This window comes from Pseudomonas syringae (assembly GCF_001698815.1).
In the GTDB taxonomy this organism is placed as follows: domain Bacteria; phylum Pseudomonadota; class Gammaproteobacteria; order Pseudomonadales; family Pseudomonadaceae; genus Aquipseudomonas; species Aquipseudomonas syringae_A.
On sequence record NZ_LGSI01000033.1, the window covers coordinates 39,261 to 55,597 of the forward strand.

The 16,337-nt window shown below is 58.7% G+C and carries 15 protein-coding genes; 11 read left to right on the forward strand and 4 right to left on the reverse strand.

The window, feature by feature from the left end; translation table 11 throughout:
- Window positions 1-50: 50 nt before the first annotated feature.
- Together hisD and hisC are read left to right on the forward strand one after the other, a co-directional pair.
- Window positions 51-1,382 carry a histidinol dehydrogenase gene (gene hisD / locus AFK24_RS08900; protein ID WP_065832900.1) on the forward strand — a complete coding sequence of 444 codons (1,332 nt, stop codon included), beginning with the start codon at window positions 51-53 and terminating at the stop codon, window positions 1,380-1,382.
- Window position 1,383: 1 nt separating this feature from the next.
- A complete protein-coding gene (hisC, locus tag AFK24_RS08905; protein ID WP_065832901.1) occupies window positions 1,384-2,436 on the forward strand; it encodes a histidinol-phosphate transaminase in 1,053 nt (350 codons plus the stop codon).
- A gap of 94 nt (window positions 2,437-2,530) precedes the next feature.
- Here hisC and algW read toward each other — a convergent pair whose 3' ends face one another.
- On the reverse strand, window positions 2,531-3,688 hold the full coding sequence (gene algW, locus AFK24_RS08910; RefSeq protein ID WP_065832902.1) for a Do family serine endopeptidase AlgW: 1,158 nt from the start codon (window positions 3,686-3,688) through the stop codon (window positions 2,531-2,533).
- A gap of 170 nt (window positions 3,689-3,858) precedes the next feature.
- On the opposite strand from algW, the gene AFK24_RS08915 reads away from it, so the two are divergent.
- From AFK24_RS08915 to cysN, 3 genes are all read left to right on the forward strand, one after another.
- A complete protein-coding gene (locus tag AFK24_RS08915) occupies window positions 3,859-4,617 on the forward strand; it encodes a Nif3-like dinuclear metal center hexameric protein (RefSeq protein WP_065832903.1) in 759 nt (252 codons plus the stop codon).
- 154 nt (window positions 4,618-4,771) lie between these two features.
- Window positions 4,772-5,689, forward strand: a complete 918-nt coding sequence (gene cysD, locus AFK24_RS08920; RefSeq protein ID WP_065832904.1) for a sulfate adenylyltransferase subunit CysD — start codon at window positions 4,772-4,774, stop codon at window positions 5,687-5,689.
- Between the two features lie 9 nt (window positions 5,690-5,698).
- Window positions 5,699-7,597, forward strand: coding sequence for a sulfate adenylyltransferase subunit CysN (cysN, locus tag AFK24_RS08925; protein ID WP_065832905.1), 1,899 nt, complete (start codon window positions 5,699-5,701; stop codon window positions 7,595-7,597).
- A gap of 228 nt (window positions 7,598-7,825) precedes the next feature.
- On the opposite strand, the gene AFK24_RS08930 is transcribed toward cysN, so the two are convergent.
- Window positions 7,826-8,263, reverse strand: coding sequence for a YhcB family protein (locus AFK24_RS08930; RefSeq protein ID WP_065832906.1), 438 nt, complete (start codon window positions 8,261-8,263; stop codon window positions 7,826-7,828).
- Between the two features lie 145 nt (window positions 8,264-8,408).
- On the opposite strand from AFK24_RS08930, the gene AFK24_RS08935 reads away from it, so the two are divergent.
- From AFK24_RS08935 to zapE, 3 genes are all read left to right on the forward strand, one after another.
- Window positions 8,409-9,038, forward strand: a complete 630-nt coding sequence (locus AFK24_RS08935; RefSeq protein WP_065832907.1) for an alpha/beta hydrolase — start codon at window positions 8,409-8,411, stop codon at window positions 9,036-9,038.
- A 24-nt stretch (window positions 9,039-9,062) separates the two neighbouring features.
- A complete protein-coding gene (locus tag AFK24_RS08940) occupies window positions 9,063-10,412 on the forward strand; it encodes a tryptophan--tRNA ligase (protein ID WP_065832908.1) in 1,350 nt (449 codons plus the stop codon).
- A 61-nt stretch (window positions 10,413-10,473) separates the two neighbouring features.
- On the forward strand, window positions 10,474-11,568 hold the full coding sequence (gene zapE / locus AFK24_RS08945; protein ID WP_020292941.1) for a cell division protein ZapE: 1,095 nt from the start codon (window positions 10,474-10,476) through the stop codon (window positions 11,566-11,568).
- A gap of 151 nt (window positions 11,569-11,719) precedes the next feature.
- Here zapE and AFK24_RS08950 read toward each other — a convergent pair whose 3' ends face one another.
- The gene (locus AFK24_RS08950) at window positions 11,720-12,640 is read right to left on the reverse strand and encodes a GlxA family transcriptional regulator (protein WP_170826305.1); all 921 of its coding nucleotides are present in this window, start codon (window positions 12,638-12,640) and stop codon (window positions 11,720-11,722) included.
- Window positions 12,641-12,857: 217 nt separating this feature from the next.
- Between AFK24_RS08950 and AFK24_RS08955 the strand changes: the two genes are divergently transcribed.
- Window positions 12,858-13,994, forward strand: coding sequence for an acyl-CoA dehydrogenase family protein (locus tag AFK24_RS08955; protein ID WP_065832910.1), 1,137 nt, complete (start codon window positions 12,858-12,860; stop codon window positions 13,992-13,994).
- 128 nt (window positions 13,995-14,122) lie between these two features.
- On the opposite strand, the gene AFK24_RS08960 is transcribed toward AFK24_RS08955, so the two are convergent.
- The gene (locus tag AFK24_RS08960) at window positions 14,123-15,160 is read right to left on the reverse strand and encodes an NADP(H)-dependent aldo-keto reductase (RefSeq protein ID WP_065832911.1); all 1,038 of its coding nucleotides are present in this window, start codon (window positions 15,158-15,160) and stop codon (window positions 14,123-14,125) included.
- 246 nt (window positions 15,161-15,406) lie between these two features.
- On the opposite strand from AFK24_RS08960, the gene rplM reads away from it, so the two are divergent.
- Together rplM and rpsI are read left to right on the forward strand one after the other, a co-directional pair.
- Window positions 15,407-15,835 (forward strand): 50S ribosomal protein L13, encoded by a 429-nt coding sequence (gene rplM, locus AFK24_RS08965; RefSeq protein WP_020292945.1) that lies wholly within the window; start codon window positions 15,407-15,409, stop codon window positions 15,833-15,835.
- A gap of 14 nt (window positions 15,836-15,849) precedes the next feature.
- Window positions 15,850-16,242 carry a 30S ribosomal protein S9 gene (rpsI, locus tag AFK24_RS08970; protein ID WP_065832912.1) on the forward strand — a complete coding sequence of 131 codons (393 nt, stop codon included), beginning with the start codon at window positions 15,850-15,852 and terminating at the stop codon, window positions 16,240-16,242.
- Window positions 16,243-16,337: the final 95 nt, after the last annotated feature.

The window sequence follows — 16,337 nt, forward strand, 5'->3', positions numbered from 1 at the left end:
CTGCTAGTTTAGGGCGCCTGAGTTTTTGCCATTCCTATGAGGCTCTCGCTATGACCGCACCGACTGCAATTCGCCGACTCAACGCCGCTGACCCTGATTTCGCACATCATCTGGATCATCTGCTGAGCTGGGAAAGTGTGTCCGATGATTCGGTCAACGAGCGCGTGCTGGAAATCATCAAGGCTGTGCGCGAACGTGGCGATGCCGCATTGGTTGAGTACACGCAGCGCTTTGATGGTTTGCAGGTCGCTTCGATGGCGGATCTGATCCTGCCTCGCGAGCGTCTGGAACTGGCATTGACGCGCATCACCCCGGCCCAGCGCGAAGCACTGGAAAAGGCCGCGGATCGGGTGCGCATGTACCACGAAAAGCAGAAACAGGACTCCTGGACCTACACCGAGGCCGATGGCACGGTGCTGGGCCAAAAAGTCACGCCGCTGGATCGTGCCGGGCTCTACGTGCCGGGCGGCAAGGCGTCTTACCCTTCATCGGTCCTGATGAACGCCATTCCCGCGAAAGTGGCGGGCGTCACCGAAGTGGTCATGGTCGTGCCGACTCCGCGTGGCGAAATCAACGAGTTGGTGCTGGCCGCGGCCTGTATTGCCGGCGTTGACCGGGTGTTTACCATCGGTGGCGCACAAGCGGTTGCCGCATTGGCCTATGGCACGGAAAGCGTGCCCAAGGTCGATAAAGTCGTCGGCCCCGGCAACATTTATGTCGCAACGGCCAAGCGCCACGTGTTCGGTCAGGTCGGCATCGACATGATCGCCGGTCCTTCGGAAATTCTCGTGGTCTGCGATGGCCAGACCGATCCGGACTGGATTGCCATGGACCTGTTTTCCCAGGCCGAACACGATGAAGACGCCCAGGCGATTCTGGTCAGCCCGGATGGCGAGTTCCTCGATAAAGTCGCCGCCAGCATCGCTAAATTGCTGCCGACCATGGAGCGTGCCGAGATCATCGACAAGTCGATCAATGGCCGTGGTGCGTTGATCAAAGTGGTGGATATGCAGCAGGCGATTGAAGTCGCCAACCGTATTGCGCCAGAACACCTGGAGTTGTCGGTAGCCGATCCGGAAACCTGGTTGCCGCTGATCCGCCACGCGGGCGCGATCTTCATGGGCCGTCACACGTCCGAAGCCCTTGGCGATTATTGCGCAGGGCCGAACCACGTCCTGCCAACGTCGGGCACTGCGCGCTTTTCGTCGCCGCTGGGCGTGTACGATTTCCAGAAGCGCTCCTCGATCATTTATTGCTCGGAGCAGGGCGCGTCTGAACTGGGCAAGACGGCTTCAGTGCTGGCTCGAGGCGAGTCTCTGACCGCTCACGCGCGCAGCGCCGAATATCGAATCATCGACAGCACTGAAGGGCAGGGGAACTGAGATGAGTAAATTCTGGAGTGCGTTCGTCAATGATCTGGTGCCTTATGTGCCGGGCGAACAGCCGAAGCTGACCAAGCTGGTCAAACTCAACACCAATGAAAATCCGTACGGTCCATCACCAAAGGCCCTGTCGGCGATGCGTGCCGAGCTGACCGATGACCTGCGCCTGTATCCCGACCCAAACAGCGATCTGCTCAAGCAGGCAGTGGCCAGTTATTACAGCGTGCCGGCCAGCCACGTTTTTCTCGGTAACGGTTCCGACGAAGTGCTGGCGCATATCTTCAACGCGTTTTTCCGCCACGACAAACCGCTGTTGTTCCCGGACATCAGCTACAGCTTCTATCCCGTGTATTGCGGACTCTACGGCATCGATTTCGACGCCGTGCCGCTGGACGAACATTTCCAGATTCGCGTCGAGGATTATGCCAAGCCTAACGGCGGCATCATTTTCCCTAATCCGAATGCGCCAACGGGTTGCCTGCTGGCCCTTGAGGCTGTGGAAAAACTGCTCAAATCCAGCCCGGATTCAGTGGTCGTAGTGGACGAGGCGTATATCGACTTTGGCGGCGAAACCGCGATCAGTCTGGTACAGCGTTATCCAAACCTGCTGGTGACCCAGACGTTGTCCAAGTCGCGCTCGCTGGCGGGCTTGCGCGTTGGTCTGGCGGTTGGCCATCCGGATCTCATCGAAGCGCTGGAGCGGGTCAAGAACAGCTTCAACTCCTACCCGCTGGATCGCCTGGCGATTGTCGGCGCGACGGCGGCGTTCGAGGACCGTGAGCACTTCGACGCCACCCGCAATGCAGTGATCGCCAGCCGTGAAGCGCTGATCGTGGCGTTGCAGGGTAAAGGATTCGAGGTATTGCCTTCGGCGGCGAACTTCATCTTTGCCCGTCACCCCGACCACGACGCAGCAGGGCTGGCGGCGCAGTTACGTGAACAAGGCGTGATCGTGCGGCACTTCAAGCAGGAACGCATCGTGCAATTCCTGCGCATCAGCATTGGCACGCCAGAGCAGAATCAGGCGCTGCTGGACGGGTTGGCGGGGTTGTAGGTTGCAAGCGAAGTATCTGTAGGACCGGCTTTAGCCGGGAGGACGCGCTCCCGGCTAAAGCCGGTCCTACGCAATGAAGCGCTAATTCGAGAGCTTAGTCCTGCTCAACCGGCGTCACCGCCGGAGGTGGGCGCATGCCCACTTCGGCGCTGAGCTTCATTTCCTTGCCGTTACGCATGACCTGAATGTCGATCTTGTCGCTGGGTTTGGTGCGGGCAACCTGATTCATCGAGCGTCGTCCGTCGCCGGCGGGCTCGCCATTGATGCTCAGGATTACATCCCCCAGTTGCAGGCCGGCTTTCTGTGCAGGTCCATCGCGGAAAATACCCGCGACAACGATGCCTGGACGATCCTTCAAACCGAACGACTCTGCCAGTTCCTGGGTCAAGGGTTGCACTTCAATGCCCAGCCAGCCACGAATCACCTGACCGTGTTCGATGATCGACTTCATGACGTCCATCGCCAGCTTGGTTGGAATGGCAAAGCCAATGCCCTGTGAACCGCCGGATTTGGAAAAGATCGCGGTATTGATACCGGTCAGGTTGCCATTGGCATCGACCAGTGCACCGCCGGAGTTGCCCGGATTGATGGCGGCGTCGGTCTGGATGAAATCTTCGTAAGTGTTCAAGCCAAGCTGATTGCGGCCCGTGGCGCTGATAATGCCCATGGTCACGGTCTGGCCGACGCCGAACGGGTTGCCGATAGCCAGCGCGACATCGCCGATGCGAATGCTGTCAGAGCGGCCAATGGTGATTGCTGGCACGTTCTTCAGGTCAATCTTGAGCACCGCAAGGTCGGTCTCCGGATCGCTGCCGATCACCCGGGCGATGGTTTCCCGACCGTCCTTGAGTGCCACGACGATCTGGTCCGCGCCGGTGGTCACGTGGTTGTTGGTCAGGATGTAGCCTTCCGGACTCATCATGACGCCCGAGCCAAGGCTGGATTCCATGCGCTTCTGCTTGGGCAGGTTATCGCCGAAGAAGCGTCGGAATTGTGGGTCTTCGAAGAGTGGATGACTGGTCTTGTTAACCATCTTGGTCGTGTACAGGTTGACCACCGCAGGCGCAGCCATGCTCACTGCGTCGGCATAGGACACGGGTCCTTGCTGAACCTTGGTGGTCTGTGGCGCCTGTTGAAGATTCACATCAAGGCTGGGCAAGCCGACCAATTGTGGGTAGCGCTGAATAATCAGTAGAGCGATGAGCACACCGGCCAGCAACGGCCAGCCGAAAAACCGCAGTGCTTTGAACATTGAGCAGTCCTGAAAGTGGTTCGACGCTGCGGCTGGTCGCCCATCTGCGCCATAATGGGCGGCATTATACGAGCAGTTGCTGTCCTGTCTCGGAAATAAGCTGTACGAAAGTCTACGTTTTCCCGAGTCAGGACACTATCCGCTCTGAACCGAATATTCAGGAGTCTTTCATGGCTGTTGCGCTGAGCACCCTAGTAGAAGAAGCCGATCGCTATCTGAACAGCGCCCGCATCCAGGACTACTGCCCGAATGGTCTGCAAGTCGAGGGCCGCCCGCAAGTCATGCGCATCGTCAGTGGCGTCACCGCCAGTCAGGCGCTGCTGGATGCTGCGGTAGATGCCCAGGCCGATCTGATCCTCGTGCACCACGGTTATTTCTGGAAAGGCGAAAATCCCTGCGTGACCGGCATGAAGCAGCGCCGCCTGAAAACGCTGCTCAAGCACGACATCAGCCTGCTGGCTTATCACTTGCCCCTGGACCTGCATCCGGACGTGGGCAATAACGTGCAGTTGGCGCGGCAGTTGGACATCACCGTCGAAGGGCCGCTCGATCCGGAAAACTCTAAGGTCATTGGCCTGGTCGGCTCCTTGGCCGAGCCGATGACGCCTCGGGATTTTTCCCGGCGCGTTCAGGAGGCGCTGGGGCGCGAACCCTTGCTGATCGAAGGCAGCGAGATGATTCGACGGGTTGGCTGGTGTACTGGCGGCGGGCAGGGCTACATCGATCAGGCGGTGCTGGCTGGCGTCGATCTGTTCCTCAGCGGCGAAGCCTCGGAGCAGACGTTTCACAGCGCCCAGGAGAACAACATCAGTTTTATCGCCGCCGGGCATCACGCGACCGAGCGCTACGGTGTCCAGGCTTTGGGCGATTATCTGGCCCGGCGCTTTGCACTGGAGCATCTGTTCATCGACTGCCCCAATCCGATCTGATCACCCAAACGAGGCGGTATATCCATAGATCGTTTCGATCTATCCCGTCTCCTGAATAGAAGCAGGCGCTGTGCTAGAGTGCCGCCTCGAACACGGCCCGCTGGCCGTCCCGGGCGTCTGCCCGGTCAATAACGAATGCAATCCGTGAGTAGCCATGGTCGACAAACTGACGCATCTGAAACAGCTGGAGGCGGAAAGCATCCACATCATCCGCGAGGTCGCCGCCGAGTTTGATAATCCGGTGATGCTGTACTCCGTCGGTAAAGACTCTGCCGTCATGCTCCACCTGGCGCGCAAGGCGTTTTTCCCGGGCAAGTTGCCGTTTCCGGTAATGCACGTGGATACCCAGTGGAAATTCCAGGAAATGTATCGTTTCCGCGACCGCATGGTCGAGGAACTGGGCCTGGACCTGATCGTTCACGTCAATCCCGATGGCGTCGCGCAGGGTATCAACCCGCTGACCCACGGCAGCTCCAAGCACACTGACATCATGAAGACCGAAGGTCTCAAGCAGGCCCTGGATAAATACGGCTTTGATGCCGCGTTTGGTGGCGCGCGTCGTGACGAAGAAAAGTCTCGTGCCAAAGAGCGCGTGTACTCGTTCCGTGACAGCAAGCATCGCTGGGACCCGAAAAACCAGCGTCCCGAGCTGTGGAATGTGTACAACGGCAACGTCAACAAAGGCGAGTCGATCCGCGTATTCCCGCTGTCCAACTGGACCGAACTGGATATCTGGCAGTACATCTACCTCGAAGGCATCCCGATTGTGCCGCTGTATTTCGCCGCCGAGCGCGACGTTATCGAGATGAACGGCACCTGGATCATGATCGACGACGAGCGCCTGCTCAATCACCTCAGCGATGAGGACAAGGCACGCATCGTCAAGAAGAAAGTCCGTTTCCGCACACTTGGCGACTACCCGTTGACGGGCGCAGTCGAGTCCGAGGCCACCAGCCTCACCGACATCATTCAGGAAATGCTCCTGACGCGAACTTCCGAACGCCAGGGCCGGGTCATCGATCACGATGGCGCAGGGTCGATGGAAGAAAAGAAACGTCAGGGTTATTTCTAAGGGGTTGTCATGTCGCACGTATCTGATTTGATCAGCGAGGACATCCTCGCCTATCTGGGCCAGCACGAACGCAAGGAAATGCTGCGTTTTCTGACCTGTGGCAACGTCGATGACGGCAAGAGCACGCTGATCGGCCGTCTGCTGCACGACTCCAAGATGATCTACGAAGATCACCTGGAAGCCATCACCCGTGACTCGAAGAAATCCGGCACCACCGGCGATGACGTGGATCTGGCGCTGCTGGTCGACGGCCTGCAGGCCGAGCGCGAGCAGGGCATCACCATCGATGTGGCTTACCGCTATTTCTCCACCGCCAAGCGCAAGTTCATCATTGCTGATACACCGGGCCACGAGCAGTACACCCGCAACATGGCCACCGGCGCATCGACCTGCGACCTGGCGATCATTCTGGTGGACGCCCGTTACGGCGTGCAGACCCAGACGCGGCGTCACAGCTTCATTGCCTCGCTGCTGGGCATCAAGCACATCGTTGTGGCGATCAACAAGATGGACCTCAACGGCTTCGACGAAAGCGTTTTCGAGTCGATCAAGGCTGATTACCTGAAGTTCGCCGAAGGTATCGCCTTCAAGCCGACGACCATGGCCTTCGTGCCAATGTCGGCGCTCAAGGGCGATAACGTGGTGAACAAGAGCGAGCGTTCGCCCTGGTACACCGGCCAGTCGCTGATGGAAATCCTCGAAACCGTCGAGATCGCCAACGACCGCAACTACACCGACCTGCGTTTCCCGGTGCAGTACGTCAATCGTCCGAACCTGAACTTCCGTGGTTTCGCCGGCACTCTGGCCAGCGGCATCGTGCACAAGGGCGACGAAGTCGTCGTGCTGCCGTCGGGCAAGAGCAGTCGCGTGAAATCCATCGTTACCTTCGAAGGCGAGCTGGAGCACGCAGGTCCTGGTCAGGCGGTAACCCTGACCATGGAAGACGAGATCGATATTTCCCGTGGCGACCTGTTGGTGCATGCCGACAACGTGCCGCAGGTTACCGACGCGTTCGATGCCATGTTGGTGTGGATGGCCGAAGAACCAATGCTGCCGGGCAAGAAGTACGACATCAAGCGTGCGACCAGTTACGTGCCGGGTTCGATCACCAGCATCGTGCACCGCGTGGATGTGAACACCTTGGCGGAAGGCGCGGCCAGCTCGTTGCAGCTCAACGAGATTGGTCGCGTCAAGGTCAGCCTTGATTCGCCTATCGCTCTGGACGGCTACGACAGCAACCGCACCACGGGTTCGTTCATCGTCATTGATCGCTTGACCAATGGCACCGTCGCGGCAGGCATGATCATCGCCAAAGCGGTGGGCAGCAGCAGCGCCAATCACCACGGCAAGCTTGCCCATGTAGCGACCGAAGAGCGTGCCCAGCGCTTCGGCCAGCAACCGGCCACCGTGCTGTTCAGCGGCCTTTCCGGCGCTGGCAAAAGCACCTTGGCGTACGCGGTCGAGCGCAAGCTGTTCGACATGGGGCGCGCGGTGTTCGTGCTCGATGGCCAGAACCTGCGTCACGACCTGAACAAGGGTCTGCCGCAGGATCGTGCCGGACGTACCGAGAACTGGCGTCGTGCCGCTCACGTGGCGCGTCAGTTCAACGAAGCGGGCCTGCTGACGCTGGCAGCATTCGTCGCTCCGGATGCCGAAGGTCGCGAGCAGGCCAGGTCGCTGATCGGTGCTGATCGTCTGCTGACCGTTTACGTCCAGGCGTCGCCAAGTGTCTGCCGCGAGCGCGACCCACAAGGTCTGTATGCCGCCGATGGCGACAACATTCCCGGTGAGTCCTTCCCGTACGACGTGCCGCTCAACGCCGATCTGGTCATCGACACGCAGTCGCTGAACCTTGAGGAAAGCGTCAAGCAAGTGCTGGAACTGCTGCGCAGCCGTGGCGCGATCTGATCCTTGATCTGACGCTGTAACCAAAAACCCGCCAGATGATGGCGGGTTTTTTGTTTGTGGCCTTGATCCTGTTGGAGCGAGGCTTGCCCGCGAAGCTTTTTCAGATTCGAAAAGTGTGGCGGATGTTCCGGCCTCTTCGCGAGCAAGCTCGCTCCCACGCCAGACCACACACAAAAAACCCCGCCATTCATTTCAATGGCAGGGTTTTTGTGTGCAGCGTGTCGCGAATTATTTTTTCAAACCGTAATGCTCATCCAGCATGCCTGGGGCATTCGGCATTTTCGGAGCGTAGTCCTTTGGCGGCTCTGCTGCGGTACGTGGCGGCGTCAGACGATCACGCTGGATTGTATTGGCCTCCGGGTGCAGCGCAGCGAGCAGGCGCTGGCGGGTCTGTTCATCGAGGGCCAGACGATTGGCGCCCTCGGCGAGGTGTTCCTGAACTTCCTGATAGCTCTGGGACAGCTTTTGCACCAGATTAGCCGTACTGTTGAAGTGAGTGACCACCTCGTTCTGATAATTATCGAAACGCTCCTGAACGTCATCCAGCTGGCGCTGGGTACCGTTGGGGGCGGTGTTGGGCAGCAGACGTGCGACCAGGAAACCGATAACCACACCGGCGACCAGCGCAAGGGTCGGCAACAACCAAACTAAGAGCGAGTGTTCCACGAGTCCTTCCTCTATAAACGGCTTTGCTTTACGTTAACGGCTCGAACCTGCTCTGTATACCGCGACACGCTCACGGATACGTAACCGGCAGACAATCAGCTAGACGAGTCGACCCAATTCGAGGTCACGGAGTTCATTTTTGCTCATGCGCGAAACCCCTGTTTTGATTGATGGCCCAGTGGGCCAGCTCGAAGCGCTTTACCTGGATCTGGCGGACGCCAAAGGCCTGGCGCTGATTTGCCATCCTAACCCGGTACAGGGCGGCACCATGCTCAATAAAGTCGTCTCGACCCTGCAACGCACGGCTCGCGACGCGGGTTTGAGTACCCTGCGCTTCAATTATCGCGGTGTCGGCGCCAGTGCTGGCACCTCCGAGGCCAGTGCGGGCGAGGTCGAAGATGCTGTCGCCGTGGCCCGCTGGTTGCGCGAGCAGCAGCCCGACCTGCCGATCACCTTGTTCGGCTTTTCCTTTGGCGGCTACGTCGCGGCAACCCTGGGTGGGCGTCTTGAGGCCGGTGGCGAACAGCTGAAACATCTGTTCATGATCGCGCCTGCGGTCATGCGCCTGCGCCACCAGGATCTGCTGCCGCAGAACTGCCCGCTGACCCTGATCCAGCCGGAAACCGACGAAGTCATCGATCCGCAAGTGGTGTATGACTGGTCCGCAGCGCTGCCGCGTCCACATGAGCTGCTGAAAGTGGCAGAATGCGGACACTTTTTTCACGGCAAGCTGACCGATCTCAAGGATCTGGTCATGCCGCGCCTTTCGAATTGATGACAGCCCGATAAGCGACCCGCCATGACCACTCGTATCCTGACCGGTATCACCACCACCGGCACACCTCACCTGGGCAACTACGCAGGCGCTATTCGCCCGGCCATCGTTGCCAGCCGCGAGAGCGGTGCTGATTCGTTCTATTTTCTGGCTGACTACCACGCCTTGATCAAATGCGATGACCCGCTGCGCATCCAGCGCTCGCGTCTGGAAATCGCCGCGACCTGGCTGGCTGCGGGCCTCGATGTGGACCGCGTGACGTTTTATCGCCAATCCGACATCCCGGAAATCCCGGAGCTGACCTGGCTGTTGACCTGCGTGGCGGCCAAGGGCTTGCTCAACCGCGCTCACGCTTACAAAGCGTCGGTGGACAAGAACGTCGAGACCGGCGAAGACCCGGACGCCGGCATCACCATGGGCTTGTACAGCTACCCGGTGCTGATGGCGGCGGACATTCTGATGTTCAACGCCCACAAGGTGCCGGTCGGTCGCGACCAGATCCAGCACGTGGAAATGGCCCGTGATATCGGCCAGCGCTTCAATCACCTGTTCGGCCAGGGCAAGGAGTTTTTCGTCATGCCCGAAGCCCTGATCGAGGAAAGCGTTGCCACGCTGCCGGGTCTGGACGGGCGCAAGATGTCGAAAAGCTACGACAACACGATCCCGTTGTTCAGCAATGCCAAAGAGCTGAAAGACGCGATTTCGCGCATCGTCACCGACTCCCGCGCGCCGGGTGAAGCCAAGGATCCGGACAACTCGCACCTGTTCACCCTCTATCAGGCCTTCGCAACGCCTGAGCAGAACGCTGAGTTCCGTTCCGAGTTGTTGCAGGGCCTGGGCTGGGGCGAGGCGAAGAATCGCTTGTTCACCCTGCTGGACAGTCAGCTGGGCGAAGCGCGCGAAAACTACCATCGTCTGATCGAGCGTCCCGCCGATCTGGAAGACATTCTGCTCGCAGGCGCCCAGAAGGCCCGCAGTGTTGCGACGCCGTTCCTTGGCGAATTGCGCGAAGCCGTCGGCTTGCGCTCGTTCCGCAGCAACGTTCAGGTAGCGACCGCCGAGAAGAAAAAAGCCGCCAAGGGCGCGCGCTTCGTCAGCTTCCGTGAAGACGATGGCAGCTTCCGCTTCCGTCTGCTCGCCGCCGATGGCGAACAGCTGTTGTTGTCGCGCAATTTTGCCGACGGCAAGGCTGCAGGCGCTGCCAGCAAACAGTTGCAGCAGGGCGGCGCGCTCGACATTCGCGCTGAGGGCGAGAGCTTCACTTTGTGGCTTGATGGCCAATGTGTGGCCGACAGCCCGGCATTTGCCGATGCCACGGCCCGGGATGCAGCCATCGAAAGCCTGAAAACGGCCCTGACCCCCCAACAGGACTGATTGCCATTCTGTCGGGCCGTCGCTACAGTGACGGCCCGTTTTTGTTGCCTTGCTAACGAATATGACCCCCCTAGAACGATATCAAGCAGATCTGAAGCGCCCCGACTTTTTCCATGACGCCGCGCAGGAAACTGCCGTGCGCCATTTGCAGCGTTTGTACGACGACCTGGTCGCCGCGCACACCAGCAAACCGGGTATGTTCGGCAAGTTGTTCGGCAAGAAGGAGCAGGCTCCGGTCAAGGGTTTGTACTTCTGGGGCGGCGTAGGGCGGGGCAAGACTTATCTGGTCGACACCTTCTTCGAAGCCTTGCCGTTCGAAGACAAGGTCCGCACCCACTTCCACCGCTTCATGAAGCGCGTGCATGAAGAAATGCGCACCCTCAAGGGCGAAAGAAATCCGCTGACGATCATCGCCAAGCGTTTTTCCGACGAGGCGCGAGTGATCTGTTTCGACGAGTTTTTCGTTTCGGATATCACCGATGCCATGATCCTCGGTACGCTGATGGAAGAGCTGTTCAAGAACGGCGTGACTCTGGTTGCCACCTCGAACATCGTCCCGGACGGCCTCTACAAGGATGGCCTGCAACGCGCGCGTTTCCTGCCGGCGATTGCCCTGATCAAGCAGAACACCGAAATCGTCAACGTCGACAGCGGCGTGGATTATCGGTTGCGGCATCTTGAGCAAGCCGAGTTGTTCCACTTTCCCCTTGATGACGCTGCTCAGGAAAGCCTGCGCAAAAGCTTCCGCGCCCTGACGCCGGAATGCACCAAAGCCATCGAAAATGATGTGTTGATGATCGAGAACCGCGAAATTCGCGCCGTTCGTACCTGTGACGACGTGGCCTGGTTTGATTTTCGCGAGCTCTGCGACGGGCCGCGCAGCCAGAACGATTACATCGAACTGGGCAAGATTTTCCATGCGGTGCTGATCAGCGGCGTCGAGCAGATGAACGTCACCACCGACGACATCGCCCGCCGCTTCATCAACATGGTCGACGAGTTCTACGACCGCAACGTCAAGCTGATCATCTCGGCTGAAGTGGAACTCAAGGACCTGTACACCGGCGGACGCCTGAACTTCGAATTTCAGCGCACGCTAAGTCGCCTGCTGGAAATGCAGTCCCACGAGTTCCTGTCGCGGGCGCACAAGCCCTGACGGATCGCATGGCTGGTTTGTGGGATCGGTTCTTATGACCGGCACGTAGGACCGGCTTTAGCCGGGAGCCTAATATACCAACTCTCTCCCGGCTGAAGCCGGTCCTACGAGCCGAGTCCTACAGGCCGCTCCTATGGTTTCAGCAAGCCGCTCACGCAGCCTGCTGAAACTGCTGCCGATACTGATTCGGTGACAGTTCAGTGTGCTGGCGAAACAGGCGCGCAAAAAAGCTCGCATCGTCGTAGCCCACCTCATAACTGATGGTCTTGATGCTCTTGCGGGTTCCGGAGAGCAGGCCCTTGGCGGTCTCGATGCGCAGGCGCTGCAAGTAATGCAGGGGCTTGTCTCCCGTCGCGCTCTGGAAGCGGCGCATGAAGTTGCGAATGCTCATGCCGTGTTCCCGGGCGACATCCTCAAAACGAAACTTGTCGGCGAAGTGCTCTTCCAGCCAATGCTGGATCTGCAGGATCATCACGTCCTGGTGCAGCTTCTGGCCGCCAAATCCCATACGTCCCGGCGAATAATTGCGCTGCACTTCATACAGAATGTCCCGCGCCACGGCCTGGGCGACGTTGGCGCCGCAGAACCGTTCGATCAGGTAAATATAAAGATCACACGCCGAAGTAGTCCCGCCTGCGCAATACAGGTTGTCGGCGTCTGTCAGGTGTTTCTCCTGATTGAGCAAAACAGTGGGAAAGCGCTGACTGAATTGCTCGAAGAAACGCCAGTAAGTGGTCGCTTCCTTGCCATCCAGCAAGCCCGATTCCGCCAGCCAGAACACGCCGCTGGCTTCGCCGCACAAGACTGCGCCATTGGCATGTTGCTCACGCAGCCAGGGAAGGATTTGCGGATAACGCTGAAGCAGCGCATCAAAGTCATCCCAAAAGGCCGGGATCACGATCACATCGCTTTGGGCGAGATCGCCGTCGACGGGCAGGATGACATCGCTGAAGCTGCGCACGGATTTGCCATCCGGGCTGACCAGGCGGGTTTCGAACGCAGGCGTCCGGCCCAGGCCCAGCTGTTTGCTGTAGCGCAGGCTGGCGAGGTGAAAAAAATCCTTGGCCTGCATCAAGGTCGAGGCAAATACCCCGTCAATGGCCAGGATGCTGACGCGCCGCAGCGGGGCGGAAGATTGGGTCGACATATTCTGTTGTTCTTATATGGGAAAGTGGTCAAGCAGCGGCTGGATCGTCTTATTTTTTGTCGGATGTGTCCAGTGTCCTCGCTCGCGTCATGGGCATAGGCTCTGCAAGCCAATCCCGGCTTTCTCATCCTTCAGGTGCCGCATGATTCCCAGAACCCTGTTCAGCTCAGAGCACGAACTTTTTCGCGACAGCGTGCGCAAATTTCTTGAGCAGGAGGCCGTGCCTTTCCATGCTCAATGGGAAAAGCAGGGCTATATCGACCGCCAGCTCTGGAGCAAGGCGGGCGAGCAGGGGATGCTGTGTTCGCATCTGCCGGAAGAGTACGGCGGCATGGCGGCGGACTTTCTCTACAGTGCCGTGGTGATCGAGGAGATCGGGCGCCTGGGTTTGACCGGCATCGGATTTTCCCTGCATTCGGACATCGTCGCGCCTTACATCCTGCATTACGGCAGCGAAGCGCTGAAGCTGAAATATCTGCCGAAACTGGTTTCAGGCGAAATGGTCACGGCCATCGCCATGACTGAGCCCGGCGCTGGCTCCGACCTGCAAGGCGTGAAAACCACCGCTGTGCTGGATGGCGATGAATACGTGATCAACGGCTCGAAAACCTTCATCACCAACGGCTATCTGGCGGATCTGGTCATCGTCGTCGCCAAGACCGACCCCAAGGCTGGCGCGAAGGGCACCAGCCTGTTTCTGGTCGAAGCCGACACGCCGGGTTTCGCCAAGGGCAAGCGCCTTGAGAAAGTAGGGATGAAGGCTCAGGACACGTCGGAATTGTTCTTCCAGGATGTTCGCGTGCCCAGGGAAAACCTGCTTGGTCAGGCGGGAATGGGCTTTGCTTACCTGATGCAGGAATTGCCCCAGGAGCGTTTGACCGTGGCAGTTGGCGCGCTGGCGTCAGCCGAGGCTGCGCTGCAATGGACGCTGGAATACACCCGTGAGCGCAAGGCCTTCGGTAAAGCGATTGCCGATTTCCAGAACACCCGCTTCAAGCTGGCGGAAATCGCCACCGAGGTGCAGATCGGTCGGGTATTTGTCGATCGCTGTCTGGAGCTGCATCTGGAGGGAAAACTGGATGTGCCAACTGCGGCGATGGCGAAATACTGGACCACCGACCTGCAATGCAAGGTGCTCGACGAATGCGTGCAGTTGCATGGCGGCTACGGTTTCATGTGGGAATACCCGATCGCCAGGGCGTGGGCGGACGCGAGGGTGCAGCGGATTTATGCGGGCACGAACGAAATCATGAAGGAGATTGTGGCGCGCAGTTTGTAGGGCTAGATAGCCGTTGGAGCGAGGCTTGCCCGCGAAGAACGATAACGCGGTGGATCTGGCCCACCGAGGCGCTTGGTTCGCGGGCAAGGTGGATCGCCACCCCGGTCGCTCCAACAATTCAAACTGACTTACGGCGCAGGATTCGGATGATCCTTATGGATCGCCTCGATCCCGGCCAGCACTTCCTCGGACAGCTCAAGCTCGAAACTGGCGATGTTGGTGTCCAGTTGCTCAAGCGTGGTGGCGCCAATGATGTTGCTGGTCACGAAAGGCTGGCGGGTAACGAATGCCAGCGCCATCTGCGTCGGCTCCAGGCCGTGCTCACGGGCCAAAGCCACGTAACGACTGCACGCTGCCTCGGACTGTGGGTTGAAATAGCGCGTGAAGCGGCTGTAGAGGCTCAGCCGCGCCTTGGCCGGACGCGCGCCACCTTCGTACTTGCCTGACAGCATGCCAAACGCCAGTGGCGAATAAGCCAGCAGGCCGCATTGTTCGCGAATGGCGACTTCCGCCAAACCGACTTCAAAGCTGCGGTTGAGCAGGTTGTACGGGTTCTGGATCGACACCGCACGAGGCCAGCTGCGGCTTTCGGCCAGTTGCAGGAACTTCATGGTGCCCCACGGCGTTTCGTTGGACAGGCCGATGTGGCGAATCTTGCCGGCCTTGACCTGTTCGTCCAGCGCTTCGAGGGTTTCTTCCAGAGGGGTGAAGTCTTCATCGGAATGGGTGTAGCCCAGCTTGCCGAAGAAATTGGTGCTGCGTTCCGGCCAGTGCAGCTGGTACAGATCAAGGTAATCCGTTTGCAGGCGCGCCAGGCTGGCGTCGAGGGCGGCAACGATGTGTTCGCGGTTGTGCTTGAGATTGCCGCCGCGAATATGTTCGATGGCGTTGCCGGGGCCGGCGATCTTGCTGGCCAGGATCCAGTCGGCGCGGTCGCCCTGTTTCTTGAACCAGTTGCCGATGATGCGCTCGGTGCTGGCGTAGGTTTCCGGTTTTGGCGGGACGGGGTACATCTCGGCGGTATCGAGGAAATTGATCCCCGCCGTTTTGGCTCGTTCGATCTGGGCAAAGGCTTCAGCTTCGCTGTTTTGCTCGCCCCAGGTCATGGTGCCGAGGCAGATTGCGCTGACGTTGAGATCGGTTCTGCCGAGCTGGCGATAATCCATTTGCGTCTCCTTTGGTAAGGGAAACATAAAAGCAGGTTGAAATTTTTTTCGCAATCTGCATAATTTCGCGGCTCTTTGCAGTGGAAGTGATGCGCCATTTGCCTGAGAAATCTTGCCGTAAACCGAACGTGTCGACCCGAGCCCTCGATAACGACTGTTTTCGGCTGCCTTTGACCTTGTCAAAGTACGCACTATTCAGTAAGATCCGCCGTCTCAATTTATCAGGGCGGCCCCTGAGGCTAATTAATGAAAACTTATACTGCTAAACCGGAAACAGTTAAGCGCGACTGGTTCGTCGTCGACGCTGCTGGCCAGACCCTCGGTCGTCTGGCTACTGAAATCGCCAGCCGTCTGCGTGGCAAACACAAACCGGAATACACTCCGCACGTTGACACTGGCGACTACATCGTCGTTATCAACGCTGAGCAAATCCGCGTTACTGGTGCTAAAACCACCGACAAGATCTACTACTCACACTCCGGTTTTCCGGGCGGGATCAAGTCGATCAACTTTGAAAAGCTGATCGCCAAAGCTCCTGAGCGCGTGATCGAGACCGCGGTCAAAGGCATGCTGCCTAAGAACCCGCTGGGTCGCGACATGTATCGTAAGCTGAAAGTCTATGCGGGCACTGCACACCCTCATACTGCTCAGCAGCCCCAAGAACTGAAGTTTTAACGGAATAGTTGATTATGTCGGCGACTCAAAATTACGGCACTGGCCGTCGCAAGACCGCAACCGCACGCGTTTTCCTGCGTCCGGGTACTGGCAATATCTCCATCAACAACCGTTCGCTGGAAAATTTCTTCGGCCGTGAAACTGCCCGCATGGTAGTTCGTCAGCCGCTGGAATTGACTGAGACTGTCGAGAAGTTCGACATCTACGTCACCGTGATTGGCGGTGGTGTGAGTGGTCAAGCTGGCGCAATCCGCCACGGTATCACCCGCGCTCTGATGCAGTATGACGAAATCCTGCGTGGCGCTCTGCGCAAAGCTGGCTTCGTTACTCGCGATGCTCGCGAAGTTGAACGTAAGAAAGTCGGTCTGCGTAAAGCGCGTAAGCGTCCGCAGTACTCGAAGCGTTAATTCGCACTTCGTTCAAAAAGAACGCCCAGCCTCCTCACGGAGCTGGGCGTTTTTTTATGGGCGGCTATTATGTAGGTGGCTATTAGGTGTGACAA